The 26,348-nt window shown below is 71.8% G+C and carries 22 protein-coding genes, 1 tRNA gene and 1 pseudogene; 12 read left to right on the top strand and 12 right to left on the bottom strand.

Annotated features, from left to right (window positions below; all coding sequences use genetic code 11):
• Window positions 1–13: 13 nt before the first annotated feature.
• Window positions 14–613, bottom strand: a pseudogene (locus ACZ3ZE_RS09410) (TetR family transcriptional regulator C-terminal domain-containing protein); the annotation flags it as partial.
• Between the two features lie 20 nt (window positions 614–633).
• On the bottom strand, window positions 634–1,812 hold the full coding sequence (locus ACZ3ZE_RS09405) for a glutamate dehydrogenase (RefSeq protein WP_361621557.1): 1,179 nt from the start codon (window positions 1,810–1,812) through the stop codon (window positions 634–636).
• Between the two features lie 119 nt (window positions 1,813–1,931).
• Here ACZ3ZE_RS09405 and ACZ3ZE_RS09400 point away from each other — a divergent pair, with 119 nt between their 5' ends.
• The 6 genes from ACZ3ZE_RS09400 (at window position 1,932) to ACZ3ZE_RS09375 (ending at window position 7,436) form a co-directional block, all read left to right on the top strand.
• Window positions 1,932–3,218 carry an MBL fold metallo-hydrolase gene (locus tag ACZ3ZE_RS09400; RefSeq protein ID WP_467258212.1) on the top strand — a complete coding sequence of 429 codons (1,287 nt, stop codon included), beginning with the start codon at window positions 1,932–1,934 and terminating at the stop codon, window positions 3,216–3,218.
• Between the two features lie 324 nt (window positions 3,219–3,542).
• Window positions 3,543–5,453, top strand: coding sequence for a sensor histidine kinase (locus ACZ3ZE_RS09395; protein WP_467258209.1), 1,911 nt, complete (start codon window positions 3,543–3,545; stop codon window positions 5,451–5,453).
• A gap of 7 nt (window positions 5,454–5,460) precedes the next feature.
• Window positions 5,461–5,895 (top strand): roadblock/LC7 domain-containing protein, encoded by a 435-nt coding sequence (locus tag ACZ3ZE_RS09390; protein WP_329426035.1) that lies wholly within the window; start codon window positions 5,461–5,463, stop codon window positions 5,893–5,895.
• A 2-nt stretch (window positions 5,896–5,897) separates the two neighbouring features.
• A complete protein-coding gene (locus tag ACZ3ZE_RS09385; RefSeq protein ID WP_046911061.1) occupies window positions 5,898–6,269 on the top strand; it encodes a DUF742 domain-containing protein in 372 nt (123 codons plus the stop codon).
• Window positions 6,247–6,870, top strand: coding sequence for a GTP-binding protein (locus ACZ3ZE_RS09380; protein WP_361178607.1), 624 nt, complete (start codon window positions 6,247–6,249; stop codon window positions 6,868–6,870). Before ACZ3ZE_RS09385 ends, ACZ3ZE_RS09380 begins: the two co-directional genes overlap by 23 nt.
• Entirely contained in the window at window positions 6,867–7,436 is a 570-nt protein-coding gene (locus ACZ3ZE_RS09375; protein WP_361178604.1) for a GAF domain-containing protein, read from the top strand. Before ACZ3ZE_RS09380 ends, ACZ3ZE_RS09375 begins: the two co-directional genes overlap by 4 nt.
• Window positions 7,437–7,520: 84 nt before the next feature.
• Here ACZ3ZE_RS09375 and ACZ3ZE_RS09370 read toward each other — a convergent pair whose 3' ends face one another.
• Window positions 7,521–8,720, bottom strand: a complete 1,200-nt coding sequence (locus ACZ3ZE_RS09370; protein WP_361178602.1) for an acyl-CoA dehydrogenase family protein — start codon at window positions 8,718–8,720, stop codon at window positions 7,521–7,523.
• 549 nt (window positions 8,721–9,269) lie between these two features.
• On the opposite strand from ACZ3ZE_RS09370, the gene ACZ3ZE_RS09365 reads away from it, so the two are divergent.
• Complete coding sequence (locus ACZ3ZE_RS09365) at window positions 9,270–9,632, top strand: MmcQ/YjbR family DNA-binding protein (RefSeq protein WP_363291669.1); 363 nt, start codon at window positions 9,270–9,272, stop codon at window positions 9,630–9,632.
• Here the strand turns inward: ACZ3ZE_RS09365 and ACZ3ZE_RS09360 are convergent.
• Together ACZ3ZE_RS09360 and ACZ3ZE_RS09355 are read right to left on the bottom strand one after the other, a co-directional pair.
• Entirely contained in the window at window positions 9,625–10,518 is an 894-nt protein-coding gene (locus ACZ3ZE_RS09360) for a transketolase family protein (RefSeq protein WP_363291668.1), read from the bottom strand. The two genes, ACZ3ZE_RS09365 and ACZ3ZE_RS09360, sit on opposite strands and share 8 nt — an antisense overlap.
• Before the next feature lie 137 nt (window positions 10,519–10,655).
• The gene (locus tag ACZ3ZE_RS09355; RefSeq protein WP_467258206.1) at window positions 10,656–11,378 is read right to left on the bottom strand and encodes a transketolase; all 723 of its coding nucleotides are present in this window, start codon (window positions 11,376–11,378) and stop codon (window positions 10,656–10,658) included.
• Window positions 11,379–11,503: 125 nt separating this feature from the next.
• Here ACZ3ZE_RS09355 and ACZ3ZE_RS09350 point away from each other — a divergent pair.
• Together ACZ3ZE_RS09350 and ACZ3ZE_RS09345 are read left to right on the top strand one after the other, a co-directional pair.
• Window positions 11,504–11,577 (top strand) — tRNA-Pro (locus tag ACZ3ZE_RS09350).
• Window positions 11,578–11,729: 152 nt separating this feature from the next.
• Complete coding sequence (locus tag ACZ3ZE_RS09345) at window positions 11,730–12,398, top strand: deoxynucleoside kinase (RefSeq protein WP_361178590.1); 669 nt, start codon at window positions 11,730–11,732, stop codon at window positions 12,396–12,398.
• Between the two features lie 80 nt (window positions 12,399–12,478).
• Here the strand turns inward: ACZ3ZE_RS09345 and ACZ3ZE_RS09340 are convergent, their stop codons facing one another.
• The 7 genes from ACZ3ZE_RS09340 to ACZ3ZE_RS09310 form a co-directional block, all read right to left on the bottom strand.
• Window positions 12,479–14,176: an ABC transporter family substrate-binding protein gene (locus ACZ3ZE_RS09340; RefSeq protein WP_467258204.1), complete on the bottom strand. Its 1,698-nt coding sequence runs from the start codon at window positions 14,174–14,176 to the stop codon at window positions 12,479–12,481.
• Between the two features lie 75 nt (window positions 14,177–14,251).
• Window positions 14,252–16,429, bottom strand: coding sequence for a dipeptide ABC transporter ATP-binding protein (locus ACZ3ZE_RS09335; RefSeq protein WP_467258202.1), 2,178 nt, complete (start codon window positions 16,427–16,429; stop codon window positions 14,252–14,254).
• Entirely contained in the window at window positions 16,426–17,325 is a 900-nt protein-coding gene (locus ACZ3ZE_RS09330; protein ID WP_361621578.1) for an ABC transporter permease, read from the bottom strand. Before ACZ3ZE_RS09330 ends, ACZ3ZE_RS09335 begins: the two co-directional genes overlap by 4 nt.
• Window positions 17,326–17,328: 3 nt before the next feature.
• Entirely contained in the window at window positions 17,329–18,312 is a 984-nt protein-coding gene (locus tag ACZ3ZE_RS09325) for an ABC transporter permease (protein WP_467258199.1), read from the bottom strand.
• A gap of 308 nt (window positions 18,313–18,620) precedes the next feature.
• Complete coding sequence (locus tag ACZ3ZE_RS09320) at window positions 18,621–19,664, bottom strand: TolB family protein (RefSeq protein ID WP_361178577.1); 1,044 nt, start codon at window positions 19,662–19,664, stop codon at window positions 18,621–18,623.
• A complete protein-coding gene (locus tag ACZ3ZE_RS09315; protein ID WP_363291664.1) occupies window positions 19,661–20,980 on the bottom strand; it encodes an MFS transporter in 1,320 nt (439 codons plus the stop codon). The genes ACZ3ZE_RS09320 and ACZ3ZE_RS09315 overlap by 4 nt, the downstream gene beginning before the upstream one ends.
• A gap of 1 nt (window position 20,981) precedes the next feature.
• Complete coding sequence (locus ACZ3ZE_RS09310; protein WP_361178571.1) at window positions 20,982–21,863, bottom strand: alkaline phosphatase family protein; 882 nt, start codon at window positions 21,861–21,863, stop codon at window positions 20,982–20,984.
• 566 nt (window positions 21,864–22,429) lie between these two features.
• Between ACZ3ZE_RS09310 and ACZ3ZE_RS09305 the strand changes: the two genes are divergently transcribed.
• The 3 genes from ACZ3ZE_RS09305 to ACZ3ZE_RS09295 all read left to right on the top strand — a co-directional run bounded on the left by ACZ3ZE_RS09305 (window position 22,430) and on the right by ACZ3ZE_RS09295 (window position 26,135).
• Window positions 22,430–23,845, top strand: a complete 1,416-nt coding sequence (locus ACZ3ZE_RS09305; RefSeq protein ID WP_361178568.1) for a family 2B encapsulin nanocompartment shell protein — start codon at window positions 22,430–22,432, stop codon at window positions 23,843–23,845.
• Window positions 23,846–23,937: 92 nt separating this feature from the next.
• The gene (locus ACZ3ZE_RS09300; RefSeq protein WP_467258197.1) at window positions 23,938–25,224 is read left to right on the top strand and encodes a family 2 encapsulin nanocompartment cargo protein terpene cyclase; all 1,287 of its coding nucleotides are present in this window, start codon (window positions 23,938–23,940) and stop codon (window positions 25,222–25,224) included.
• Window positions 25,225–25,232: 8 nt separating this feature from the next.
• Window positions 25,233–26,135 (top strand): geranyl diphosphate 2-C-methyltransferase, encoded by a 903-nt coding sequence (locus ACZ3ZE_RS09295; protein WP_442304036.1) that lies wholly within the window; start codon window positions 25,233–25,235, stop codon window positions 26,133–26,135.
• Window positions 26,136–26,348: the final 213 nt, after the last annotated feature.

Below are 26,348 nucleotides of genomic sequence, written 5' to 3'. Positions count from 1 at the left end.
CCGTCCCCGTCCCCTCGAACGACGTCATCCCCAGCTCCCTGGCGAGCGCCCCCTCCGCCCACTCCAGCATCGTGGCGCGCGGGAGTGCGCCCGCGTACGAGGTCATCTGGACCGCCAGGCCGTCCAGGAAGGCGGTGAGCCGCCAGGCCGCCGCGGCGGGGTCGGGGCAGGTGAACTCCCCGGCCGCCGCGCCCTCGGCGATCACCCGGGTCAGGGCGGCCTTCCACTCCCGGTCCAGCGAACCGGCGACCTCGCGCAGCGCGGGTTCGCGCAGCGAGGCCGCCCAGCCCTCGATCCACAGGCGCCAGCCCTTGGCCTGGCCGGTCGGCGCGTACCAGCGGACCGCCGCCCGCAGCCGGCGCACCGCCGTGGTCCGGCGGCCCAGCACCCGGCGCAGCCGGGCCAGGTCCTCCTCGGCCGCGTGCGCGAAGGCCGCCGCGACCAGCTGTTCCTTGGTCGCGAAGTGGTAGAGGACCAGCGCGTTGCTGACGCCGAGCTCCGCCGCCACGTCCGCGACGCGGACCGCCGCCACGCCCTTGGTTTCGATCCGGCCGACGGCCGCCCGGAGCAGCGCCTCGCGCCGCTCCGCCGCACCCAGCCTCACGCGCGCCATGCCCCGCACCACCCGTCCCGTCAGTACCAGCCGTACCGCTGCGCGATCTCCGGCAGCCGTTCCTCCACCAGCGCGTGCGCCGCCGCGCGCGGGGTCGTGCCGTCCGCCTCCGCCCGGTCGAGCATCCGGCCCACCAGCTTCCGCATCGCCCGCCTGACCTGCGCGAAGGCCGCCTCCGCGTCCGCCTCCACATCGCCGAAGAGCGTCCACCACCACCAGGCGTTCGTGCCCGAGTTGACGACGACGTCCGGCAGGACGACGATCCCGCGCGCCGCGAGCAGCCGCTCCGCCTCCGGGCGCACCGGCATGTTGGCGGCCTCGACGATCAGCCGGGCCCGCACCCGCTCCTGGTTCCCCGTGTCCACGGCGTACGAGACGGCGGCAGGCACCAGCACCTCCGCGTCCACCGCCAGCCACGCGTCCCCGGCCTCCTCGCGGTCCCCGGGCCGCAGCACCGCCCGGTCCACCGCCCCGTGCGCGTCACGCGCCGCCAGCAGCGCCTCCACGTCCAGGCCGTCCGGGTTCACGATCGTGCCCCGCACGTCGGCCACGGCGACCACCCGCAGCCCCGCCCCGGCCAGGAAGCGCGCGGTGGCCCCGCCCATCGTCCCGAAGCCCTGCACCGAGACCCGCGCGCCGGCGTAGGGCGTCCCCGATCGGTCGAGGGCCGCCAGGGCCGCCTCGGCCACGCCGCAGCCGCCGACCAGCTCGTCCAGGCCGATCCCGGCCACCTCCAGGGCGAACGCGTCGGCGAGGCGCGCCCGGGCCGCCGCCTCGTCGTCGAGCAGCGGGTACACCGCCTGGATCGAGGAGACGAGCCCCGCCTCCGCCGCCGCCCGGTCCACCAGGTCCTGGGTGAGGCCCAGGTCCTCGCCGGTGGTCCAGAAGCGCTCGATGTACGGACGCATCGCCCGCAGGTAGCGCACCAGCACCCCGTACGCCTCGGGGGACCGCGGATCGCAGTCGATGCCGCCCTTGGCGCCGCCCAGCGGCACATAGCGGGCCGACGGGTCGTAGTGCAGGGCCTCCTTCATGGTCATCCCGCGGGCCAGACCGGCGACCTCCTCGGCCGTGCACCCCTCGCGCATCCGCAGGCCGCCGCTGGCCACCCCGCGCACCAGCCGGTCCACGACCAGATGGCCGCGACGGCCCGTCACGTGGTCGGTCCATCCGACGCTCAACAGCGGGGCGGTGCTCATCCGCGTACTCCTCGGTACTCCCGGTCTTACTGAATCGTCGTTCAGTATCACGGATCGTCCGGGCGCCGGACCCCGTGGTCCGCCCATAATGAAAAGATCCTCGACTTTCAGGAGGTCCTGTGACCGGCACTGGCCCCGACCACTCACTGCGGGCACGGCTGCGCGCGCTGCGCCCCGAGGCCTTCGGCGCCGACCCGACGGGGGAGCGCCTGGCGCGCATCCGCCGTTCCCCGAACTTCGCGGACGGCGTCTTCCGGAATCCGGAGGAGGCCCGGCACCGACCAACCGGCTCGACGGTCGAGTTCGCGAAGATCTACTTCGAGAAGGAGGCACGGGCGCGCCGAGCCCCCACCGGCACGATCCCCGTCCACCCGACCACCGTCGCCGACCTGGCCCGCCCGCCCGCCTCCGGGCTCCGGATCACCTGGATGGGGCACTCCAGCGTCCTCGCCGAGATCGACGGCCGCCGGGTCCTCTTCGACCCGGTCTGGGGCGACCGCTGCTCGCCCTTCGCCTTCGCCGGGCCCAAGCGCCTGCACCCCGTGCCCGTACCGCTGGCGGCGCTCGGTCCGGTCGACGTCGTGGTGATCTCCCACGACCACTACGACCACCTGGACCTGCCGACGATCAAGGCGCTGGCCGGCTCGGACACCCTCTTCGCGGTGCCGCTGGGCGTCGGCGCCCACCTGGAGCGCTGGGGCGTGCCCGCCTCCCGGCTGCGCGAGCTGGACTGGAACGAGTCCACCGAGACCGGCGACCTGCGGCTGACCGCGACCCCCGCCCGCCACTTCTGCGGCCGGGGCCTGCGCAACCAGCAGCACACCCTGTGGGCCTCCTGGACCGTCGAGGGACCCGGGCACCGGATCTACCACAGCGGCGACACCGGCTACTTCTCCGGCTTCAAGGACATCGGCGCCGCCCACGGCCCCTTCGACGTCACCATGATCCAGATCGGGGCCTACTCCGAGTACTGGCCCGACATCCACATGACCCCCGCCGAAGGCGTGCGCGCCCACCTCGACCTCCAGGGCGGCGGCCCGCACGGCGTGATGCTGCCCATCCACTGGGGCACCTTCAACCTCGCCCCGCACCCGTGGGCCGAGCCGGGCGAGGGCACCGTCGCCGCCGGCGCGGAGGCCGGCCAGCGGCTCGCGCTGCCCCGGCCCGGCGAGCCCTTCGAGCCGGGCGCGGCGACGCTGCCCGACGCCCCCTGGTGGCGGGCGGTCGCGCACGCCCCCGCGGGCGGCTGGGAGGCCCCCGAGGGCGCCGACCGGTCCGGGGTCCACACCGGAGGGCCCGACGCGAACGCGAACGCGCACACGGGCGCCGTGGACGCGGCCGGCGGGGCCGGGGAACGGCGCGCGGACAGCGGCCGGAGCGCGCAGGAGGCCGCTCCCACTCCTTGATCTGCGCCCCCGCATCGGATTCCGGTCGCGGGCGAATTCCGTGCGGGGCGGAGGTGTATGTACACCTCCGCCCTCTTCCGTTCCCGCCTCCGATGCCGGTCCGTCGAGTTTCGGCCGACAGGTATCGGCCTATCGTGCGCAGGGTGCTAGCAGACTCGGGGCCCCGACGGGGTAAGTTTGCCAACTGCGCACCGCACATGAACGGTTGACCACTACAGTGGCTGCTTGGTGATCATCGGTAGGCTCATCACACCCACGTAGTCCACCTCCTCGTAGTGCACCCCCCGTAGTACGCCGATTCCTGGGCACGTACCAAGGACACTCATGTCTCAACTTCGCGCACCCGCCGCGCGGTCCGAACGCCGCGAGGGCGGGCGCCACGGCCGGCCGGGCGCCCGCAACGCCGCCGGTCCGGCCGGCACCGGCTCCGCACCGTCCCCCGCGCAGCCTCCGGCCGAGACGCGCATACGACCCCAACTCCTGCGCACCTCCGTGCTCCCCGCCGTGGCGGTCGCGCTCGGCGGCGCGGCCGCCGTGCTCTTCACCATCCGCTCCACCGGGGCCGAGGTCACGCCGGGCCTCTGGGCCGCGCTCACCGGAGCCGCCGCGCTCACGGTCGCCTCGGTGACCGCCGCCGCGCTCGGCGCCGACCGGGCGGCCAAGGCCGTCACCGACCGGGCCAACGCACTGCGCCGCAGCAGCGCCCGCAGCCAGAGCGAACTGCGTACGGTCGTCGAACAGTTGCGCAGGGGCGAGACGCCGGAACCCCGGACCACACCCCCGGCCGGCACTGGATCAAGCGACGAATTCGACCTGCTCGCCCACGAGCTGACGCGCTCTCACGAAGCCGCCGTCAGCGCCGTCGTGCAGGCCTCCCGGCTCTCCAGCAGCGTCGGGAACGAACAGAAGGTCGAGGTCTTCGTCAACCTCGCCCGCCGGCTCCAGTCCCTCGTCCACCGCGAGATCCAGCTCCTCGACGAGCTGGAGAACGAGGTCGAGGACCCCGAGCTGCTCAAGGGCCTGTTCCACGTCGACCACCTCGCGACCCGCATCCGCCGGCACGCGGAGAACCTCGCCGTCCTCGGCGGCGCCATCTCCCGCCGCCAGTGGTCCAACCCGGTCACCATGACCGAGGTGCTGCGCTCCTCCATCGCCGAGGTCGAGCAGTACCCGCGGGTGAAGCTGGTCCCGCCCATCGACGGTACGCTGCGGGGCCATGCCGTGGCCGACGTCATCCACCTGCTCGCCGAACTCGTCGAGAACGCCACCGTGTTCTCCGCCCCGCACACCACGGTCCTGTTGCGCGCCCAGTACGTCACCGCAGGCCTCGCCATCGAGGTCGAGGACCGCGGCCTGGGCATGCCGGTCACCGAGCAGAACAAGATGAACGCCCTGCTCGCCGACCCGGACCAGGTCAACGTCGCGCACCTGCTCCAGGACGGGCGCATCGGACTCTTCGTGGTCTCCGCCCTCGCCCGGCGCCACGGCATCGCCGTCCGGCTCCAGTCGAACATCTACGGCGGCGTCCAGGCCGTCCTCGTCCTGCCGCAGGGACTCCTCGGTGCCGACCCCGAGGGCCTCGCCCGCACCGAGAACCGCAGCACCGCCGCGGCTCCGGCCGCCGCCCCGCAGGTCCAGGCCGCGGCCCCGCAGGTCCAGGCCGTCCCCGCGCCCGCCCCGATCCCGGCGGTCGCCCCGGCCCCGGCCCCCGCCCCGGTCCACACCCCCGCCCCCGTCCGGGCCCCCGCCCCGACGGCGCCCGTCGTCCCCGCGCCCGCACCCGCCCACGTACCCGCCCCGGCCCCCGTACCGGTGCAGGCACAAGCACAAGCACAGGCACAGGCGCGGACGCAGGGCCCGGCGTACGGGCACGCACCGATCCCGCCCCTCCCGGCCTACGCCGAAGCGGCCCACCCCGGGTCCGGCCTGCCCGGAGTCCCGCCCCAGCCCAGCCACGCCGAGCCCGCACGGCCCGGCGGAGCCTTCCCCGCCCCGACGCCCGAGGTCCCCCCGGCCCCGCGCACCGGAGCACCGGGCAGGCCCGTCCTCCCCAAGCGGCGCGCCCAGGAACACCTCGTCCCGCAGCTGCGCGACGAGCCCGCGGCCCGCAAGCCCGAGGAGCACGCCCTGCTCGACCCGGGCCTGATGGCCGCCTTCCAGCGCGGCATCGGACTCGCAGAATCCCAGCCCGCCCCCCGTGAACCGCTGCGTCCAGGCGACGAGCACAAGGAGTAGATGCACCATGGCGAGCAATGTGCCGAACGGCCATTCCTCGGATCTCGACTGGCTGCTGAGCGGTCTGGTCCAGCGGGTCCCGTACACCCGTAACGCCGTACTGCTCTCCTCCGACGGCCTGGTGAAGTCCGTCCACGGCCTCGACCCCGACGCGGCCGACCACATGGCCGCGCTGGCCTCCGGGCTGTACTCGCTCGGGCGCAGCGCCGGCGCGCGGTTCGGCGACGGCGGCGAGGTGCGCCAGGTCGTGGTCGAGCTGGACTCCACCCTGCTCTTCGTCTCCACCGCCGGGTCCGGAACCTGTCTCGCCGTCCTGGCGGGCCGCGAGGCCGACGCCGCCGTCCTCGGCTACGAGATGGCGATGCTCGTCAAGAGCGTGCGGCCCTACCTGGTCACCCCGGCCAGACAGGCCGCCGGCGCGGCGGGCAGTGCGGGACAGTGACCATGGGGTCCCACCAGGAAGGACCCTGGCTCGACGACGCGGCCGGCCGGCTGATCCGTCCGTACACGGTCAGCGGTGGCCGGACCAAGCCGACCGCCGCGCTCGACCTGCTGTCGATGGTGATGGCGACCGGCAGCAGCCCGCAGCCGCACATGGGACCCGAGCACAGCCTGGCTCTCGGGCTGTGCGGCGGACCCACCTCGGTGGCGGAGATCGCGGCGCACTTACGGCTCCCGGCCGTCGTCACCAAGGTCCTGCTCTCCGACCTCGTGGACTGCGGGGCGATCACCGCCCGCGCGCCCCGCTTCCACGCCAATCCAACCGACCGTTCCTTGCTGGAGGCAGTGCTCGATGGCCTACGACAACGGCTCTGAGCGCCACGAGAGTTTCGCCGCCGACCCCTTTCCGACCGCGCTGAAGATCCTGGTGGCGGGCGGGTTCGGGGTGGGCAAGACCACGTTCGTGGGCGCGGTGAGCGAGATCGAACCGCTCAGCACCGAAGAGCTGCTGACCTCGATCAGCGCGGCCACCGACAGCCTGGAGGGCGTGGAGTCCAAGACCACGACCACCGTCGCCATGGACTTCGGGCGGATCACCCTCGACGACCGCAACGTGCTCTACCTGTTCGGCACCCCCGGCCAGGAGCGCTTCTGGTTCATGTGGGACGAGCTGTCCGAGGGCGCGCTCGGGGCGGTCGTCCTCGCCGACACCCGCCGCCTCCAGGAGTGCTTCTCCGCCGTCGACTTCTTCGAGCGGCGCGGCATCGGGTTCGTGGTGGCCGTCAACGAGTTCGACGGGGCCCACCGCTACGACCCCGACGAAGTGCGGTCGGCCCTCGACCTCAAGCCCACCGTGCCCGTCCTGCTCTGCGACGCCCGGATATCCAGCTCCGGGATCCGGACCCTGCTGACCCTCGTCCAGCACCTCCTCACCACCATCCCGGCCGCCGTGCCGAGCTACGGAGCCACGACATGACCTACGACCCGACCGGTCATATGCTGCTCACCCCCATCGACAACGAGGCGCCCGCCCGGGTCCGCCGACTGCGCGAACTGGGCCTCGGCGAGCAGCCCGACCCCGCCTTCGACGAATTCGCCCGCCGGCTCGCGGACGTGACCGGCGCGCCCTTCTCGATGGTCAACTTCATCGACGAGAACCGGCAGTTCTTCGCCGGACTGCACACCCCGGCCGGCACCCACTCGGGCTCCGACCTCGGCGCGGCCGCGGCCGGCAGCGGCGTCGGCCGCTTCATGGCCCGCGACCACGGCTACTGCCCGCACGTGGTGGTGCGCCGCAAGGCCCTGGTCCTGGAGGACGTCTGCGACTACCCGCGGTTCGCGGGCAACCCGGTGGTGGACGAGATCGGCATCCGCTCGTACATGGGCGCGCCGCTGATCGACCGGACCGGGGTCGCGCTGGGCACCATCTGCGTGGTCGACACGGACGTACGCCCCTGGGGGCGGGCCGGCCTGGAGACGATCAAGGCGATGGCGGCCGAGCTGGTGGAGCAGATCCACCGCCGCGAGGAGGGCAGGATCTGACGGCACCCGCCGTCACCTCGTACGGGTGCCCCGGTGTTCGGCTCCTTCGCCAAACTCCGGGGCACGTTTCTTCGGTGGACTCCTTCAGCAGCCCGCGGGTTCCATGCGGACCACGTCGGACAGGCGCTCCGACCAGCTGCCCTTGTCCTGTCCGAGGGCGACCTCGGCCAGACGGAGGAGCTGGATGTCGGAGGTGCCGGCGGGGGCGAAGATGTGGTGCGCGTCGCGGAGGTACCGCTCGATGGCCCGGTCGGTGAAGAGGCCCGCGGCGGCGTGGATCTCCATGGCGTTGCGGCCGGAGTCGAGGGCGGACTCGACGTTGACCAGTTTCGCGTTCATCAGCTCGGTGTCGCAGGACATGCCCTTGTCGAGCATGTGTACGGCATGGTAGGCGGCGAGCCGGGCCGTCATCAGACGCGACTGCATCTGGCCCAACTTGAGCTTGACGGTGGGCAGGTCGGAGAGTGGATTGCCGTAGCGGATCCGTTCGAGGGCGAACTTGGTGGTCTCCTCCAGGATGGCCTGATGGATGCCGAGCGACACGGCCGTCAGGTTGGCCCTGCCGTAGAGGACGCTTGAGGAGTACGCGACGGCGAGGCCGTCCCCCTCGTCGCCGAGCCGGTTGGCGGCCGGGACACGGCAGTTCTCGAAGATGAGCTCGCCGAAACTGAACCCGTGCAGACCCATGGCCGGCTGCTGGGGACCGGTCCTGAACCCCGGACGATCGGATTCGACCAGGAACGCGGTGAGTCCCTTCGAGCCCGGACCCGTCCTGACCACGACACCGTGGAGGTCGCCGACATGGCTGTTGCCGACGTACACCTTGTTGCCGTTGAGGATGTAGTCGTCGCCGTCGCGTTCCGCGGTCGCGGACATGCCGAGGACATGACCCCCGGATTCCGGTTCGGTGACCGCGATGGTCGGCAGGCACTCGCCGGCCGCGATGGCCGGAAGCCAGGTCTTGCGCTGCTCATCGCTGCCGAAGTGCACGATCTTGGCCGTGCCGAGCTGCGAGGCCTGGACCATGGCGCCCATCGCGCCGCTGACCCGGGACAGCTCCTCGATGATGATGGTTTTGGCCAGATGGCCTGCGCCCATCCCACCGTACTCCTGGCTGATAGTCGCACCCAGCCAGCCCTGTTCGGCGATCAGCCGGGACAGTTCGTGGTGGACCGAGCGTGACGCCTCCATTTCGGGTATCCGTGGCCGAACCTCACTCTCCGCGAAGTGCCGCACCGTCTCTCGGAGTTGATGATGCAGTCGGCTGCTGAAGTAGCCGTCCATACGAGTCCCTCCCCTGCGAAACGCCTGCTCGTCTAGTGGTCCGAGCAGGTGGTGCATCGGCAGTGGTCCCGTCCCGAGCAGGCCGACCACTTCATGGTGTTGATCTTTCTCGGGCGGATCAATATCGCCACCAAGTTTGTCCGAAACCGGAACGGTTGACGATTGATTCCGACTGTGTTGTGCGCGATGTTGGCCTGCTCAGTCCGGCCCGAAGGTCATTCCCCGAGGGCATCTTTCTGCCACATGCCAACGGCAAAGGTTTCGTGGGCATATGGCGTCGAGGCCCCTCGGATCGCCCCATGCGCCACTTCTTCACCAAAGAGGCGGCATTCCGGAACTGCCCCAGAGGGGCATGAGGCCAGCAACCGCAAGGCCTGTGGGCGCCGCGCGCCTCCGGGGCGAGCTCCGGGCGCCGCGGAAGGGGCGCACAGAAGCATTCGCGAGCGCGGCAGCGCGTCACTGAGCGTAGGGGGAGCGCGTGACGGAGCGTGCGCGGGAGCGTACGCCGTTCCACGCCCCTCGACCGCCGGGAGGTCGTACGGTCGGAACATGGCCAGTTCCGACGCGGTGCGCAGGATCGCCCTCTCCCTGCCGGAGGCGGTGGAGAAGCCGGCCTGGGGCATGCCCACCTTCCGGGCGGGCCAGGGGGGCCGGATGTTCGCCTCGCTGGACGACACCGATCAGGTGATGGGTGTGAAATGTCCGAAGGAGGACCGGGAGGAGCTGATCGCCGCCGAACCCGAGAAGTTCTTCCTGCGCGAGGGGCACGACGACGCATACGCCTGGATCAGGGTCCGGCTCGACGCCCTCGACGACGAGGAGGAGCTGCGGGCGATCCTCGCCGACTCCTGGCGCCAGGCCGCGACCCGCACGCTCCGCGACCGGTACCCCGAGGTCGGCGGGCTCAGCTGAGGAAGCCGGCGATCCGCGCCCGCAGGCCCGCCGGGTCGAGGCCCTGACCGGCCAGATGCTCCTCGACCGTCCCGTACCGGCGCAGCTCCCGGCGCCCGATGCCGAGCCCCAGCACCCGGTGGGGCACCTCGGCCAGGGCGTCGTTCGCGGCCGCCGTCGAGGTCCCCGCGAGATACGGCTCCACCAGGACGACGTCCGCCCGGGCCGCGGCCACCGCCCGGCGCAGCGTCTCCCCGTCGAAAGGGCGCACGGTCGTCGCGTACAGCACGCTCACGTCAAGGCCCTCCGTCGCCGCCAGCACGTTGTCGAGCATCGGCCCGACCGCGACGACGACACCCCGCGAGCCCTCGCGCAGCACGCTGAAGCCGCTCCGGGCGCGCGGCCGCGCCGAAGCGTTCGCGTGCACCGACAGACGCACGTACACCGACCCCTCGCCCGCCACGGCCTCCCGCACCAGGGCCTCCGCCTCGTCGGGATGCCCCGGCACGTGCACGGTCCAGCCGTCCAGGGTGTCCATCAGCGCCACGTCGCCCGGCGCCATGTGCGTGAACCCGCCGGCCGGCCAGTCGTACGAACCGCCGGCGCTGACCAGCACGCCGTGCACGCCCTGGTGCCCGAAGTCCAGCTTCAGCTGCTCGAAGGGCCGCTCGACCAGGAAACTGGCGAAGGTGTGCATGAGGGGCCGCATCCCGGTGAGGGCGATCCCCCCGCCCGCCCCGATGAGCAGCTGCTCGCGGATCCCGACATTCAGCACCCGCTCGGGGTGCCGCTCCAGGGCCTGCCGGAACCCGTCCTTGCTGATCTCGGCGAGTACGACCGCGAGCCGGGGGTCCTCGTCGAGCAGGCGGGTGGTGGTGGCGATGAAGCGATCACGCATGGTGTCCATGGGGTGGGTCTCCTTGGGGTGCATAGGGGAGTAGAGGGGGTACGGCCGCCCCCGGGTGCCGGGTGCCGGGTGCCGGGTGCCGGGTGCCGGTCGACGGCCGGTGGGCGTGAGGCGCGTCGGGCGTCACGCCGCGGCCGTCACGCGTCCTTCGCCTCCACGCGGGCGACGACGGCGCGCGGCCGGCCGGGGTGCGGGGCGGTGAAGGCCGCGTACAGGGCTTCGTGGTCACGCCCGTCCACGGTCTCGGCGGACCATCCGGCGGCCTCGAAGCGGGAGGCGATGCCGCCGGGCCAGCCGTAGCTGGCGGAACTGTTGTCGATCACCAGCGTGTGCAGCTGGTCGAGGCCGGCCGGCCCGGCGTAGCCGATGGCCTCGTGGTTGCTGCCCTCGTCGAGCTCGGCGTCGCCGATCAGCACCCACACCCGCGGGTCGGTGAGCCCCTGTGCCCGCAGCCCCAGCACGCTGCCCACCGCGAGCGGCAGCCCGTGTCCGAGCGACCCGCTCCCGATCTCGGCGCCCGGCACGAGCGTCCGGTCCGGGTGGTGTCCGAGCCGTGACGCGTACTGCCCGAATCCGCCGAGCAGCTCCTCGCCGAAGAATCCCTTGGCCGCCAGCACGGCGTAGTACGCCATGGGTCCGTGCCCCTTCGACAGCAGGAACCGGTCCCGCCCCTGATCGTCCACGGTCCCGGGCGAGACCCGCAGGACGCGGTCGTAGAGGACCCAGAGCGCGTCGAGGGTGGAGGTGGCGGCCGTGGAGTGCTTCTCGTCCCCGGTCATCAGGGCCATCAGGCGGTGCAGCTCGCGGACGGCGTCCTCAGGTGCGGACGGTGCGGACGGCGTGTACGTCGTGTTCGTCATGGTGTACACGGTGCTACCTCAAGCGCACTTGAGGTCAAGGGTCGAACTGGTTCGTGACCACCCGGGGAAGTGCGGTATGGTTCTCATGCGCGTTCGGCCGGGGAAACCCCAGGTCAGGCGGGCACCGGGACGTGGCGCAGCTTGGTAGCGCACTTGACTGGGGGTCAAGGGGTCGCAGGTTCAAATCCTGTCGTCCCGACTGTGCGGAAACGCAGTCGGAGGTCGTTCTCTCGTTCACGAGAGGACGGCCTTTCGTGTTCTCCGGGGGCGTGCTGGTCGCGGCCGCCTGTCCCGTGGTGGGGGCAGCCCGTCCCCCGCCCGCGAACAGAAGTCCCCAGGGAGAAGTGAGGTATGTCAGTGATCTGCGTCGGCGGCATGATCGGCATCGGCAAGACGTGTGTGGCCGAGCTGCTGGCCAAGGAGCTGGGCAGTGAGGTCTTCTACGAGAGCGTGGACGACAACCCGATCCTGCCGCTCTTCTACACGGCGAGCGCCGAGGAGATCCAGGCGAAGCGCTACCCCTTCCTGCTCCAGCTCTACTTCCTGCAGACGCGGTTCGCCTCGATCAAGGAGGCGTACAAGCAGGGCGACAACGTCCTCGACCGCTCCATCTACGAGGACTGGTACTTCGCCAAGGTCAACCACGACCTGGGCCGCATCAGCTCCCTGGAGATGCAGGTGTACGAGGGGCTGCTGAGCGAGATGATGCGCGAGATCGACGGCCTGCCGTACCGCAAGGCGCCCGACCTCATGGTCTACCTCAAGGCGGACTTCGAGACGGTGCTCAAGCGCATCGGCCTGCGCGGGCGTGACTTCGAGCAGGACGAGGCCCTCGTCGAGTACTACCGGGTGCTGTGGTCCGGCTACGACGACTGGGTGCACAAGCACTACTCGGCCAGCGAGGTCCTCGTCATCGACATGAACCACACCGACGTGGTGAACAGCCCGGACGACGCGGCCCGCGTGGCGCGCGAGGTCAGGGAGGCCCTGGCCGCCGCCAAGAGCCGCGCCCGGGGCTGAACGACGCGAGCGCCGCACCGGTGGGGAGCCGGTGCGGCGCCGTGGTCGCGTACGGCCGGGACACGCTGGTCCCGGCCGGGTTACTTCTGCCAGCCCACGGTCTCCGGCAGGGGGGTGCCGAAGATGGTGGCGCCGACGTTGGCCAGGCCGTTCTTCACGCCGTAGATCGACGGGCCGCTGAACAGGGGCAGGTAGCCGTACTCGGCCAGTGCCTCGCGCTCGACGGCGTTGGCCCGGGCGGTCTGCCGGGCCGGGTCGGCGATCGCGGAGACGGCGTGGATCTCCTTGTCGAGCGCGGGGCTGCCGATGCCCACGATGTTGGAGCCGCTGTCGGTGCAGTAGAACTCGCACAGGTAGCGGGCACCGAACGGGTCGGGGGAGCGGTTGCCGACGAGGAAGATGTCGAAGCTGCGCTCGGTGAGGATCTTGGCGAAGTCGGCGTCGGTGGAGGTCTTGAGCTCCACCTGGATGCCGACCGGCTTGAGCATCTGCACGAGGGCGCCGGCGGTGGCCTTCTCCAGGGGGTCGCCGCCGCGCAGGGTGTACGTGACGGTGAGCTTCCGGCCGTCCTTCTCGCGGATGCCGTCACCGCCCGGCTTCCAGCCGGCGGCGTCCAGGGTCTTCCTGGCGCCCTCCGGGTCGTGCTTGATCACCGCGCCGACGTTGTCGGAGTAGCCCTTCTGGAAGCTGAAGAGCAGCAGCGAGCCGGGCAGCGGCTCGCTGTAGTCGCCCAGGCCCTGGAACTGGATCCTGGCGATCTGGGACCGGTCGATGCTCTCCAGGAGCGCCTTGCGCACCTGGACGTCCGCCAGGTTGGGGGACTTCGCGTTGACGTAGAAGGAGTACGCGAAGGGGCTGCCGCCCTGGCGTATCCCGGTGCCCTGGACGCCGGAGAGGCGCTTCAGGCCCTCGGCGTCGCCGGCGGAGGTGTAGTCGATCTGGCCGTTCTTGAAGGCGTTGGCCGCGGCGTCCGACTCCAGGTTGACGTAGACGCGCTTGTCCAGCTTGCCCTTCTTGCCCCACCACTTGGGGTTGCGCACGAAGGTGAGGTCGCCGGCCTTGGCGTCGAACGCGCCGACGGTGTACGGCCCGGCGCCCCACTCGGGGTGGACCTTCTTGACGTAGGCGTCGTTGTAGCCGGCGACGGTGGCGGCCTTGGGGTGCAGGAACGTCGTGAACAGGCTCGACCACCAGGGGGCGGTGCCCTTGAAGTCGATGACGGCCTGCTTGTCGTCCGCGCCGCGCGTCACCGAGGTGATGTGGCCGTAGCCCTCGGTGTCGGTCGCGTTGTACTTCTTGTCCCTGCCGTTGTTCGCCCGCCAGGTCGCCTCGACGGCCGTCCAGTCGATCGGGGTGCCGTCGTTGTACGTGGCCTTCGGGTTGAGGCTGAGGACCACGCGCTGGTCGCCGCCGGTGACGGTGACCTTCACGTCGCTCAGGTAGTCCGGGTTGTACTGCGCCTCACCGGTGGGGGAGTACGTGATGACGTCCGGGTTGTACCAGAACCAGACGCGCTTGGCGGTGAGCGTCGCGTTGGCGTTGAACGGGTTGCCCTGGTCGTCGATGGTGCCCGCGGTGGTGTAGGTGCCGCCGTCCTTGACGTTGTCGTAGGGCTGGGGGTTGTAGTCGACCTTCGCCGACGCCGCGGCGGGGGCCGCCCCCTTCCCGGGGGCCTTGCCGGAGTCCGTGGTGCCGGAGCCGGAGGCGCTGCACGCCGAGACGGCGAGCGCGAGGGCCGCGGTGAGCGCGGCGGTGGGGACGGCGATTCTCGATCGCATGGCGGGGTGGATCCTCATTCCTTCATGGGGGGCGGCGGCACCAAGGGGTGCGGTGCCGCCGGGGTGGGCCCGAGGTCAGCGGGCGTGGCAGGCGTGGTGGTGGCCGGAGCCGGGCGTCACCGGGCCGAGGGCGGGCCGCTCCGTACGGCAGCGTTCCCGGGCCGGGTCGTCGAGCAGCCGGTACAGCGGGCAGCGGTCGACGAAGACACAGCCCGGGGGCAGGTTCGACGCGCTCGGCTGCTCGCCTTCGAGCACGATCCGCTCGCGGGAGCGCTCGCGCCGCGGGTCGGGCACCGGGATCGCCGAGAGCAGGGCCTCGGTGTACGGGTGCCGGGGGTTCCCGAACAGCTCCTCGGTGCTGCCGGTCTCGACGATGTGCCCGAGGTACATGACGGCGATCCGGTCGGCGAAGTGCCGCATCACGGCCAGGTCGTGCGCGACGACCAGGTACGCCAGGCCGAGCTCGCGCTGGAGCCGGGCGAGCAGGTTGACGACGCCCGCCTGCACGGACACGTCCAGGGCCGACACCGGCTCGTCCAGGACCACGATCCGCGGCTCGGTCGCCAGGGCGCGGGCGATCCCGACGCGCTGCCGCTGCCCGCCGGACAGGGCGCCCGGGAAGCGGTCCGCGAGCGAGGCGTCGAGGCCCACCAGGCCCAGGAGTTCGGCCACCCGGGCGCGGATCGCCGGCCGGTCGGCACCGACGGCCCGCAGCGGTTCGGCGAGCAGCTGGAAGACGGGGAGCCGCGGGTCGAGGGAGCCCATCGGGTCCTGCATGACGATCTGCACCGCGCCGCGGAGCTCCCGCAGCCGCTCGGCGGAGCCGGGGGCGGCGACGTCCGTGCCGGTCACCTCGATCCGGCCGCCCTCCGGCGGCCTCAGCCGCAGGATCTCCAGGAGCGTCGTCGTCTTGCCGCTGCCGGACTCGCCCACCAGACCCAGCGTCTCCCCGGCCCGCAGCTCGAACCCGACGTCGCTGACCGCGTGGAGCGTGCCGACACGGCGCTTCAGGAACGCGCCCTTGGTGACGGGGAAGGTCTTGGTCAGGCCCGACACCCGCAGCACCGTCTCGCCGGGCGCCCCGCCCGCGGCGGCGGTCGCCGCGGCTGAGGTGTCCCCGGCCACACCGCCTCCGGCCGCACCGCCTCCGGCCGCACCGCCCCCCGCCGCACCGCCCCCGCCGGCGCTCTCCTCCGCCGCCGGGAAGAGCGTGCGGGCGTCCAGCCGGCCGTCGGCGATCTCCTCGGCGCGCAGGCAGGCGACCTGCCCGTGTCCGGCGACGGGAGTCTCCGCCGGTTCGTGCGTCCGGCAGCGGTCGAGCACGGCGGGGCACCGGTCGGCGAAGGCGCATCCGGCCGGCAGCGCCACCAGCGATGGGGGTTCGCCGCCGATCGGCACCAGCGGGCGGTCCTTCGGGGCGTCGGGGCGGGGCACGGCGCCCAGCAGCCCGATCGTGTACGGCATGGTGGGGCGCCGGAACAGCTCGTCCGCGCCCGCCCGTTCCACGATCCGCCCGGCGTACATCACGGCGACGTCGTCGGCGTACCCGGCGACGACACCCAGGTCGTGGGTGATCAGCACGAGCCCGGCGCCGGTCTCGGCCTGCGCGGTCCGCAGCACGTCGAGGATCTGGGCCTGCACGGTGACGTCGAGGGCGGTGGTGGGCTCGTCGGCCACGATGACGGAGGGGGAGTTCGCCATCGCCAGGGCGATGACGACGCGCTGCCGCATTCCGCCGGAGAACTCGTGCGGGAACGCACGCGCCCTGCGCTGCGGTTCGGGGATGCCGACCAGGTCGAGGAGCTCCACCGCGCGCTTCCACGCGGCCTGCTTCGTCAGGTCCTGGTGGACGCGCAGCGCGTCGGACAGCAGGCGGCCGACGGAGAAGATCGGGGTCAGCGCGGACAGCGGGTCCTGGAAGACCATCCCGATGTCCTTGCCGCGCACCCGGGACAGCCGGGCGTCGTCCAGACCGACCAGGTCACGGCCGCCGAGCAGCACCTCGCCCGACACCCGGGCGGTCGGCGGCAGCAGACCCATGACGCCCATCGCCGTCGCCGACTTGCCCGAGCCGGACTCGCCGACGATGCCCAGCGTCCGGCCGGGCAGCAGGTCGAAGCCGATGCCGCGGACGGCCTCGACGTCCCCCGCCTCGGACGGGAAGGAGATCCTCAGGTCCCGCACGGACAGGACCGGAGCGGGCCCGGTGCCGTGCGGCGGCGACTCGGGGGCGGGCAGGAGGGTGAACGTCATCGCGTGCCTCCCGAGGCCGCCGATACGGAGGTGGGGTCGAGGGCGTCACGCAGCCCGTCGCCGACGAGCGTCATCGACACCGTGAGCAGCACGACGAGGCCGGCGGGGAACGCGAACAGCCACGGGGCGCTGGTGATGCTGCCCGAGCCGTCGGCGAGCATGGTGCCCAGCGACACGTCCGGGGTCTGGACCCCGAAGCCGAGGAACGAGAGGGCCGTCTCGCTGAGCACGGTGGCGACGACCCCGAGGGTCAGGTTGACCACGAGCAGGGAACCCAGGTTCGGGATGATGTGCCGCAGCACGATGTGCCACGGCCGCACTCCCATGAACTCGGCGGCCAGCACGTAGTCGCGCTCGCGCAGCGACGTGGACAGCGACCAGACGACCCGCGCGGTCGTCATCCAGCCGAAGACGGTGAGCACGAGGATCAGCACCCGCCAGTCGCCCGCGAGCCGGTGCGAGACCAGCGCGAGGATCAGGAACGACGGGACCACCAGCAGGAAGTGGATGACCGCCAGGGTCAGCTTCTCCACCCGCCCGCCGAGGTACGCGGCGCCCGCGCCGATCACCGAGGCCAGCACGATCGTCAGGACCGACACGCTCACCGCGATCACCAGCGAACGCCGCAGCCCGTGCACCGCCTCGGCGTACACGTCGTTCCCGCCCTGGTTGGTGCCGAAGTAGTGGGCCGCGCCCGGCGGCTGGGTGAGCGCGGTGAAGTCCGCGTCGGTGTACGCGAACGGGGTGAGGAGACCGCCGAGCACACTGAACAGCACCAGGAGCACGAAGAGCGCCACACCGAGCAGGGCCGCGCGATTGCGGGCGAAGCGGCGCAGGTACAGCCGCCCGGCGCCGGGGGCACGCGGCCCGGGCGGGGACGTCAGGAGTGTCGTCATGGCTCAGCTCACCCGCACCCGGGGGTCGAGGAGGACCACGGCGATGTCGGCGAGGATCGCGCCGATCGCGGTCATGGCCGCGCCGAACGCCGCCACCGCCACCGTGCCGTGCACGTCGTTCTTGCCGATGGTCTGGATGAAGTACTGGCCCATGCCGTTCCAGCCGAAGACGGTCTCGGTGATGACCGCGCCGGTGAAGATGGCGGGGATGCCGAACGCCACGGAGGTGGCGGTCGGGATCAGCGAGGCGCGCAGCGCGTGGCGCCGGATCGCCTGGGAGCGGGTCAGCCCGGCGGCGCGCGCGGTGCGCACGAAGTCCGAGCCGATGGCGTCGAGCAGCAGCGTGCGCTGGGTCAGGTGGTAGCCCACGTACCCCAGCAGGGTCAGGCTCAGCGTCGGCAGGACGAGGTGCTGCACCCGGTCGACCAGCGTCGGCAGCAGGCCCTCGACGGTGGGGGACTTCTCCCCGGCCACGTACAGGAAGCGCAGTCCGAGGCTCTGGTTGAGCCAGATGCCGACGAGGACCACGCCCAGCGCGGCGACGGCGGTCGGGATGTTGAACAGGAACACCGACACCAGCTGCGTGATCCGGTCCCACCAGCCGTACTGCCGCGAGGCCGTGGACACGCTCAGACCGACGCCGATGAGCACCGACAGAAGCGTGGCGGCGGTGACCAGCTGCCCGCTCACCAGCACCCGGAACCCGATCTCGGAGTTCACCGGGGCGCCGACCGGGGACTTCCCCCAGTCGAAGTGCAGCGCGACGTCACCGAACCACTGCCACCAGCGGTCCACCATCGGCACCCGCGGGTCCAGGTTGTACGGCGCCAGCGCCTGGTCGATCTCCGCCTCGGAGCGCACCGGGCGGGTGTCCTTGTAGTTGGACCTGGGGTCGAGGAACCAGGCGGCGAGCACGTACGTGACGTTGGTGGCGACCACGATCATGGCCAGCCAGCCGGCCGTCCTGCGCATCACGTGACGGAGCATGACCCCGCCTTCCCGCGCGTCGTGGCGACGGACGCGGTACGAGGGGCGGCGGGGGAGGCCTTACGGGGGGCCGGCGGGGGTGTGCCGGTTCTGCGCATGCGCGACGTGCTTTCTGAGGGGCGGGCACGCGCGGCCGATCAGGGCGGCGCGGTGCTGATGACAGACGCCGGGCCCGGTCCCCCTCTGAATCGGAGGGGAACGAGACCCGGTGTCTCATCATCTTGTGTCGCGATCGGCGCCGTCGGAAGGATTCCAAGGCAGCTGACATGCGATGGAAAAGCGCACGTCACAATCGCCCGCCCGTGGGCCTACCGGGTCTCCCCCGCCCCTCCCAGCGCGACCGGTGCGAGACCGGCCGTCAGAAGGCGCTTCGGGGCGCCGGTGCCGTCGGCCGGGGCCGTGTAGAGGTCGGCGCCGAAGTCGCCCGGGAGGGAGTAGGCCACCGTGCGGGCGTCCAGCCAGACCGCCTGGTCGTCGACGCTGCGCCGGTCGGCGAGCGGCGTCTCGCGGAAGGTGGACAGGTCCAGGGCGTACAGCCGCCAGGGCGCGTCGGCGGGTGCGCCGGGGACGCGCTTCTTGTAGACGATCCGGGTCTCGTCGGGGGAGAGCGACGGGCACTCGACGTTCTGGTGCAGGGTGGTGACGGTGCGCGCGCCGAGATCGCCGCGCACGAGGTAGGTCTTCCCGCCGGTCGCCATCGTCGCGTAGAAGTGCCGGTCGTCGCGGGAGAAGGTGACGCCCCAGAAGTTGGTGTCGGCGGCGTGGTGCTCCCTGCCGTCCTTGACCACCGTGAACTCCTCCAGGGACGCCGTGAGCCGGTTCGTCCGGGTGTCCAGGACGGCGGTACGGGTGGAGAAGTCCGTGCCCGCGTACGAGTCGCCGCCGACGAACACCGTCCACGCCACGAACCGGCCCGACGGGGAGACCCGGGCGCGGGTGGGGATGCCGGGCAGCGCGTAGTGCGCCCGCTCCTTGAGGCCCGCGTCCAGGACCACCGCCCGGTAGGCGTCCTCCACGGTGCCGCGTTCGGCCTGGAGGCAGATGCCCGTTCCGGCGGCGGCATGGAAACGCAGGCACTTCACCCCGGACGCGGTGCGCGGGCCGCCCGGCTCGGCGGCCGGCACGGTGGCCAGCTCGTCGCGGTGCGGACCCCAGGCCATGTTCCGGAAGACGATCCGGCGTCTCGCGTCGGGCGTCAGGGCGACCCGCCCGGACGCGACCGGCGGGCCGCCCGCCTGCGTCCGGTCCTTCTCGGCGGCCCGGTCCGAGGCGTGCAGCAGCGAGGCCGCGGCCACGCCGCCGAGCACGGCCAGCGCCGTCAGCAGGACGAGCAGTTTGATGCGCAGGGTCATGCGGGCTCTTCCTTCGGGTCCTTCGGGTCCTTCGCGTCCGTCGCGGCGCGCGAGGGCGTGGGGAGGAGGGCGAACGCGGCCGCGGCGCACAGCGCGAGCGCGCCCGTCGCCGTGCCGAGCGCGGTGCGGTCGCCCCACGCGCTCCAGGCGGCGCCGAAGGCGATCGAGCAGCCGAAGCGGGCGAGCGCCTGGCCAGTCTGGACCAACGCGAGCCCGGAGGAGCGCAGTTCGGCGGGTACGCAGCCGGCGGTCGCGGCCATCAGGACGCCGTCGGTCGCCGCGTAGAAGCCGCCGTGCAGGGCGAGGACCAGGTAGGGGAGCGCGGTGCCGTGCCAGCCGCTGAGCAGCGCGACGTACGCCAGGAGCAGGGCGGCGTGCCCGCCGAGGAAGACGCGCCGGCTGCCGATCCGGTCGGCGAGCCGCCCCAGTGGCACGGCGAGCAGCAGGAAGGCGGCCGCGGTGCCCAGCGGCAGCAGCGCGAACCACTGGTCGGAGACGCCGAGGCGCCGCTGGAGCAGCAGATAGACGAACGAGTCACTGACCGTGGCGAGGCCCAACAGGAGCGCGCAGAGGGCGAGTCGGCGGACCTCGTGGATCCGCAGCAGGGCGAGCGCCGCCTTGAGGGAGGCGCGCGGGGCGCCGGCCGGCGCCCCGCCGGGGGTGGCCGCGGGCCGGTGCCGGCGCGACGGTACGAAGAGGACCAGGACCAGGACGCCCACCGCGGCCACGCAGAAGCTGACCGTGAACACGGCGTCGTAGCCGTCCACGGCCTGGCGGAGGATCAGGAAGGCGACGAGCGGCCCGATCAGGGCACCCGCGGTGTCCATCGCCCGGTGCACGCCGAACGCCCGGCCGCGGGACTCCGCGGGGGAGGCCAGCGAGATCAGGGCGTCGCGCGGCGCGGTCCGAAGGCCCTTGCCGGTGCGGTCGGCGGCCAGCACGGCCCCGATCAGCGGCAGTGAACCCGCCACCAGGAGAAGGGGTTTGCACAGGGCCGACAGGCCGTAGCCGAGGACGGCCACCGTCTTGTGGCGCCCGCCGCGGTCGGCGAGATGCCCGCCGACCAGCCGCACGAGCGCGCTGAAGCCGTTGTAGACGCCGTCGAGCAGGCCGAAGCCGAGCGGCGAGAGGCCGAGCCCGGCGACCAGGTAGAGCGGGAGCACGGCTGTGACCATCTCCGAGGACACGTCCGTGATGAGGCTGACCGTGCCGAGGGCGAGGACCGTGGGGGCGACGGCGGACCGCCGCCCGGAGCGGGTGCTCCGGGCGGCGGGCGCGGGTGTCGCGGGGGTGCTGCGACTGTCCGCTACGTACACGTCACGGAGTCCAGATGCCCGTGATCGGGGTCGCGTTGGCGGCCTGTCCGGCGTGCGAGGTGCCGTACATGTCCTCGATCGTGCGGAGCAGGTTGTAGTGGTTGTACGTCGTCGCGGAGGTCGATCCCGGGGTGACCTGCTGGCCGTAGAACACGGTCGGGATCTTGTTGCCGGCGAGCCGGTTGTCCTCGTCGAAGGTGACCACGAGCAGGCTGTTGTGGGTCTTCGCCCAGGTCGCGTAGGCGCCGAGGTTGTTCTTCAGCCAGGTGTCACCGGTGCCGACCGAGCAGTCGTGCATGTCGCTGCACAGGTTTGGGACGACGAAGGAGACCTGCGGCAGCTTGGTGTAGTCGGTCGGGAACTGCGTGAAGGTGTACGCCGACGAGGTCGGCACGTTGGAGAAGCCGAACCAGGGGTTGTGCTTGCGGGCGTACTTGCCGCTGCTGCACGTGGTCGAACCCTGGCTGGGGAGCGTCTCGTTGTAGCTGCCCCAGGTCTTGCCCGCGGCGATCAGCTCGGAGGCCAGGTTCGGCGCGGACGAGAAGCCGGGCGTGTAGCAGCTGTCGTCCGTGATGCCCTGGGTGGAACCCGAGAACAGCGCGAAGTAGTTGGGCTGGCTCGGGTGCGTCTCGGCGTACGACTGGGTCAGGTTGGCGCCGCCGGTCTTCAGCGAGTTGATGTACGGGGCGCTGGAGCTGTCGATGACCTGGCTGTAGGCGTGGTTCTCGAAGACCACGACCACCACGTGGTCCGGGGTGGGCACGGTCGCCGCGGCCTGGGCCGAGGACGTCCCGCCGAAACCGGCCCACAGGCCGAGCGAGGCGGCCGCGAGGCCGAGGGCGGAAAGAAGGGCGGTGCGGCGTTGTCTGGGCGCGCCGGACACGGCTACCTCCGGTTGAGGGGGGGATGGCTTGGGGGCGGTGCAACCGAAGGGTAGAAGTGTCCATGCCAACCCGGAAGGTGTCCCATGTGAAGACCCGGGAAACGTCTCGTGCCGCGCTCGTATACCCGTACGGAGCGTCGCCCGGGCCCGCTCCGGGGCGTCGCCAGGGCCGGGGCGGTACGCCTTCCGTACGCCCCTCTCGGCAACTCCGCGCCACAGCACGGCCATTCGAGCGGGGTGAAGCATGCGCGTGCGCTCCCTGGCCGGATCTGGCGCATAGGTCGGCACACGCCCTCCGGCGCATTCCGGACTATGCCACGGGTCCGTGCGCCGCCGTTCCTGTCGGATGGCTGGAATGTCGTCATTCACCAGGATAAACCCCGCGCGCAACAAGATCACCGGTTCGAGGTAATGCCCCCGGTCCGACGGGGTGAGCCGGTCTTCCAGGCCGTTACTGTTCCCCGGGATCTGGGGCGATTCCCAGAGATTTCCCCCGCTGTTCCCCTCTTCCGGTGATCTGCACAGGAATGTGCCGGTCACCGCCTTCGTGAAGGAGAGCTCGCCCGATGACCGTTGACACCGGCGCGGAAGCCCGGCTGGAGCCATCCCGGCCGCAGTCCAGCCTGAGCACCGCGGCTGCCCGCAACCTCGCCACCACGACCAAGTCCGCCCCGCAGATGCAGGAGATCACCTCCCGCTGGCTGCTGCGGATGCTCCCCTGGGTCGAGACCAAGGGCGGCGCCTACCGGGTGAACCGCCGGCTGAGCTACACCGTCGGCGACGGGCGCATCGAGTTCGTCCAGGACGGCGCCACCGTCCGGGTGATCCCACGGGAGCTCGGCGAACTCGCCCTGCTGCGGGACTTCGACGACCTGGACGTGCTCACCGCCCTGGCCGACCGCTGCGAGCAGCGCGAGTTCCGCGCCGGCGAGGTGCTGGTCGAGCGGGGCGCGCCCGCCGACAAGATCCACCTGATCGCCCACGGCCGGATCAGCCAGACCTCCGCCGGCAAGTACGGCGACGAGATCGCCGTCGCGGTCCTCGCGGACGGCGAGCCGTTCGGCGAGAACGCCCTCCTGGACGCCGACGCCAGGTGGGACTACACCGCGACCGCGGAGACCTCCGGCACCCTGCTCACGCTCTCCCGGGCCGACTTCGCCGCCGTGCTCTCCTCGGCGCCGAGCCTCCAGACCCACATCCAGGAGTTCAGCTCCCTCCCGCTCCAGCGGCAGAACAAGCACGGCGAAGCCGAGATCGCGATGTCGGCGGGCCACGTCGGCGAGTACGAACTGCCCGGCGCCTTCGTCGACTACGAGCTGAAGCCGCGCGAGTACGAGCTCTCCGTCGCCCAGACCGTGCTGAAGGTCCACACGAGGGTCGCCGACCTCTACAACGGGCCGATGAACCAGACGGAGGAACAGCTCAGGCTCACCATCGAGGCGCTGCGCGAGCGCCAGGAGTACGAGCTGATCAACAACCGCGAGTTCGGACTGCTCCACAACGCCGACTTCAAGCAGCGCATCCAGACCCACTCCGGACCGCCCACCCCGGACGACATGGACGAGCTGCTCTGCCGCCGCCGCGGAACCAGGCTCTTCCTCGCCCACCCGCGCACCATCGCGGCGATCGGCCGCGAGTTCAACGCCCGCGGGCTCTACCCGGACCACGTCGACCTCGGCGGACAGGCGGTCCCGGCCTGGCGCGGGGTGCCGATCCTGCCGTGCAGCAAGATCCCGATCAGCAAGGACAACACCAGCTCGATCATCGCCATGCGTACCGGCGAGGACAACCAGGGCGTCATCGGCCTGCGCCAGACCGGCCTTCCGGAGGAGTACGAGCCGGGCCTGTCCGTGCGGTTCATGGGCATCAGCGAGCAGGCGATCATCTCGTACCTGGTGACCACCTACTACTCGGCCGCCGTCCTGGTGCCCGACGCGCTGGGTGTCCTGGAGAACGTCCAGATCGCCCGCCGCCGCGACTGAGCGGCGCGAAGGAAGCGCGCGACCGAAGGGCGCGACCACAGGATCCGTCCGACGGCCGCGACACGGCCCGGACCTTCCCGGGCCGGGCGAGCATGTCCGGGAGCCGGGGACAGCCCACTCACCTCAGCAAGGAGCCACGGATGCCCGACCCCGGGCTTTCCCCCCTTCCCCCCGTCTCCCTCCCCGCCCCTCCGCCCACCACTCCTCCCGCGCCTCCCGCTCAGCTCTCACCCATCGACCGGATCCTGCGCGGGCCCAGCGGTCTCGGTACGAGCACGCTGTCCCTGGCGCGGCGCCCGGAACCGGCCGCGGTGCCCGAACCGGTCGCTGTGCCGGACCCGCCGGAAGCCCCCGTACCACCCGTACCACCCGCGTCGCCCGAGCCGGCGGCGCCGGTGGACGCGCTGCACGTCCCGGGCCTCTACTACCACCCGGTGCCCGAGCCCGATCCCGTACGCGTGGCAGAGGTCAGCCGCCGGATCAAGGACTGGGCCGTCGACGAGGTCGAGCTGTTCCCCCACGACTGGGAGGGCGAGTTCGACGGCTTCTCCGTCGGGCGTTACATGGTCGCCTGCCACCCGGACGCGCCCACCGTCGAGCACCTGATGCTCGCCACGCGCCTGATGGTCGCCGAGAACGCCGTCGACGACATGTACTGCGAGGACCACGGGGGCTCGCCCATCGGCCTCGGCGGGCGTCTGCTGCTCGCGCACACCGCCCTGGACCCGCTGCACGTGCCGGCCGAGTACCACGAGCCGTGGGCCGCGTCGCTCGGCTCGGACGCCCCCCGGCGCGCGTACCGCTCCGCCATGGAGTACTTCGTCAAGCAGTCCACCCCCTCCCAGGCCGACCGGTTCCGGCACGACATGGCCCGGCTGCACATGGGATACCTCGCCGAGGGGGCCTGGGCGGAGACGGACCACACGCCCGAGGTGTGGGAGTACCTGGCGATGCGCCAGTTCAACAACTTCCGGCCCTGCCCCACCATCACCGACAGCGTCGGCGGCTACGAGCTGCCGGCCGACCTGCATGCCCAGCCCGCCATGCAGCGGGTGCTCGCGCTCGCCGGGAACGCCAGCACCATCGTCAACGACCTCTACTCCTACACCAAGGAGCTGGCGAGCCCCGGCAAGCATCTGAACCTGCCCGTGGTGATCGCCGAGCGCGAGGGCCTCTCCGAGAAGGACGCCTATCTGAAGGCCATCGAGGTCCACAACGACCTGATGCGCGCCTTCGAGGCCGAGAGCGCCCAGCTGGCCGCCGCATGCCCCCTGCCGTCCGTGCTGCGCTTCCTGCGCGGGGTGGCCGTGTGGGTCGACGGCAACCACTACTGGCACCAGACCAACACCTATCGGTACAGCCTTCCCGACTTCTGGTAATTGAGAGAATGGATTCACCCGTGACCAGCACCGAGTTCACCACCCTCGACAGCGCCTCCTCCGCCGCCTTCGTCCCCTCCCCGGCCTCGCCGTACCAGGGTGACATCGCACGGTACTGGGACGCGGAGGCCCGGCCGGTCAACCTGAAGCTGGGCGATGTCGACGGCCTTTACCACCACCACTACGGCATCGGCGACATCGACCGGGCCGCCCTCGGCGACGTCCAGGACAGCGCGTACGAGAAGAAGCTGATCGCCGAGCTGCACCGCCTGGAGTCGGCCCAGGCCGACGTCCTGCTGCACCACCTCGGTTCCATCGGGCGTGACGACATGCTCGTGGACGCCGGCTGCGGCCGCGGCGGTTCGATGGTCATGGCCCACCAGCGCTTCGGCGCCAAGGTAGAGGGCGTCACCCTCTCGGCCAAGCAGGCCGACTTCGCCAACCGGCGCGCCGCCGAGCTCGGCATCGACGAGCACGTGCACGCCCGCGTCTGCAACATGCTCGACATGCCGTTCGAGACCGGTCAGGCCGCCGGCTCCTGGAACAACGAGTCGAGCATGTACGTCGACCTGGAGGACCTGTTCGCCGAGCACTCCCGGGTCCTCGCCGTCGGCGGCCGTTACGTCACCATCACCGGCTGCTGGAACCCGCGCTACGGCCAGCCGTCGAAGTGGGTCTCCCAGATCAACGCGCACTTCGAGTGCAACATCCACTCGCGCCGGGAGTACCTGAAGGCCATGGCGGACAACCGCCTCGTCCCGCAGGCGGTCATCGACCTGACCCCCGAGACCCTGCCCTACTGGGAGCTGCGCGCCACGTCGTCGCTGGTCACGGGCATCGAGGAGGCGTTCATCAACTCGTACAAGGACGGCTCCTTCCAGTACGTGCTGATCGCGGCCGACCGCGTCTGACGCGCCGGACGGCCCGCCGGGGCCCGTCCGGTCCACCCGGCGGACCCCGGCCGATCCCGGCCGATCCCGGTCGCTCCTCATCGTTCCCGCGTGTCCGAAAGCGATCGCGACATCCGGCACTCATGATCCATGGTGCCCGCGGTCGCGACCGACGCCCGCGGCGCACCGCGCCGACACCGCGCCGACACCGCGCCGACACCGCGCCGAACGAAG

Source organism: Streptomyces sp. NPDC023157 (genome assembly GCF_055560575.1).
Note: the sequence above shows the minus strand (reverse complement) of the source record. Positions and strands in the feature narration are given on the sequence as shown.

Excerpts from the sequence above, each read along its gene's own strand:
- ACZ3ZE_RS09405 (WP_361621557.1), bottom strand. The coding sequence starts at position 1,812 with ATGAGCACCGCCCCGCTGTTGAGCGTCGGATGGACCGACCACGTGACG.
- ACZ3ZE_RS09395 (WP_467258209.1), top strand. The coding sequence starts at position 3,543 with ATGTCTCAACTTCGCGCACCCGCCGCGCGGTCCGAACGCCGCGAGGGC.
- ACZ3ZE_RS09390 (WP_329426035.1), top strand. The coding sequence starts at position 5,461 with ATGGCGAGCAATGTGCCGAACGGCCATTCCTCGGATCTCGACTGGCTG.
- ACZ3ZE_RS09385 (WP_046911061.1), top strand. The coding sequence starts at position 5,898 with ATGGGGTCCCACCAGGAAGGACCCTGGCTCGACGACGCGGCCGGCCGG.
- ACZ3ZE_RS09380 (WP_361178607.1), top strand. The coding sequence starts at position 6,247 with ATGGCCTACGACAACGGCTCTGAGCGCCACGAGAGTTTCGCCGCCGAC.
- ACZ3ZE_RS09375 (WP_361178604.1), top strand. The coding sequence starts at position 6,867 with ATGACCTACGACCCGACCGGTCATATGCTGCTCACCCCCATCGACAAC.
- ACZ3ZE_RS09370 (WP_361178602.1), bottom strand. The coding sequence starts at position 8,720 with ATGGACGGCTACTTCAGCAGCCGACTGCATCATCAACTCCGAGAGACG.
- ACZ3ZE_RS09365 (WP_363291669.1), top strand. The coding sequence starts at position 9,270 with ATGGCCAGTTCCGACGCGGTGCGCAGGATCGCCCTCTCCCTGCCGGAG.
- ACZ3ZE_RS09360 (WP_363291668.1), bottom strand. The coding sequence starts at position 10,518 with ATGGACACCATGCGTGATCGCTTCATCGCCACCACCACCCGCCTGCTC.
- ACZ3ZE_RS09355 (WP_467258206.1), bottom strand. The coding sequence starts at position 11,378 with ATGACGAACACGACGTACACGCCGTCCGCACCGTCCGCACCTGAGGAC.
- ACZ3ZE_RS09345 (WP_361178590.1), top strand. The coding sequence starts at position 11,730 with ATGTCAGTGATCTGCGTCGGCGGCATGATCGGCATCGGCAAGACGTGT.
- ACZ3ZE_RS09340 (WP_467258204.1), bottom strand. The coding sequence starts at position 14,176 with ATGCGATCGAGAATCGCCGTCCCCACCGCCGCGCTCACCGCGGCCCTC.
- ACZ3ZE_RS09335 (WP_467258202.1), bottom strand. The coding sequence starts at position 16,429 with ATGACGTTCACCCTCCTGCCCGCCCCCGAGTCGCCGCCGCACGGCACC.
- ACZ3ZE_RS09330 (WP_361621578.1), bottom strand. The coding sequence starts at position 17,325 with ATGACGACACTCCTGACGTCCCCGCCCGGGCCGCGTGCCCCCGGCGCC.
- ACZ3ZE_RS09325 (WP_467258199.1), bottom strand. The coding sequence starts at position 18,312 with ATGCTCCGTCACGTGATGCGCAGGACGGCCGGCTGGCTGGCCATGATC.
- ACZ3ZE_RS09320 (WP_361178577.1), bottom strand. The coding sequence starts at position 19,664 with ATGACCCTGCGCATCAAACTGCTCGTCCTGCTGACGGCGCTGGCCGTG.
- ACZ3ZE_RS09305 (WP_361178568.1), top strand. The coding sequence starts at position 22,430 with ATGACCGTTGACACCGGCGCGGAAGCCCGGCTGGAGCCATCCCGGCCG.
- ACZ3ZE_RS09300 (WP_467258197.1), top strand. The coding sequence starts at position 23,938 with ATGTCCGGGAGCCGGGGACAGCCCACTCACCTCAGCAAGGAGCCACGG.
- ACZ3ZE_RS09295 (WP_442304036.1), top strand. The coding sequence starts at position 25,233 with ATGGATTCACCCGTGACCAGCACCGAGTTCACCACCCTCGACAGCGCC.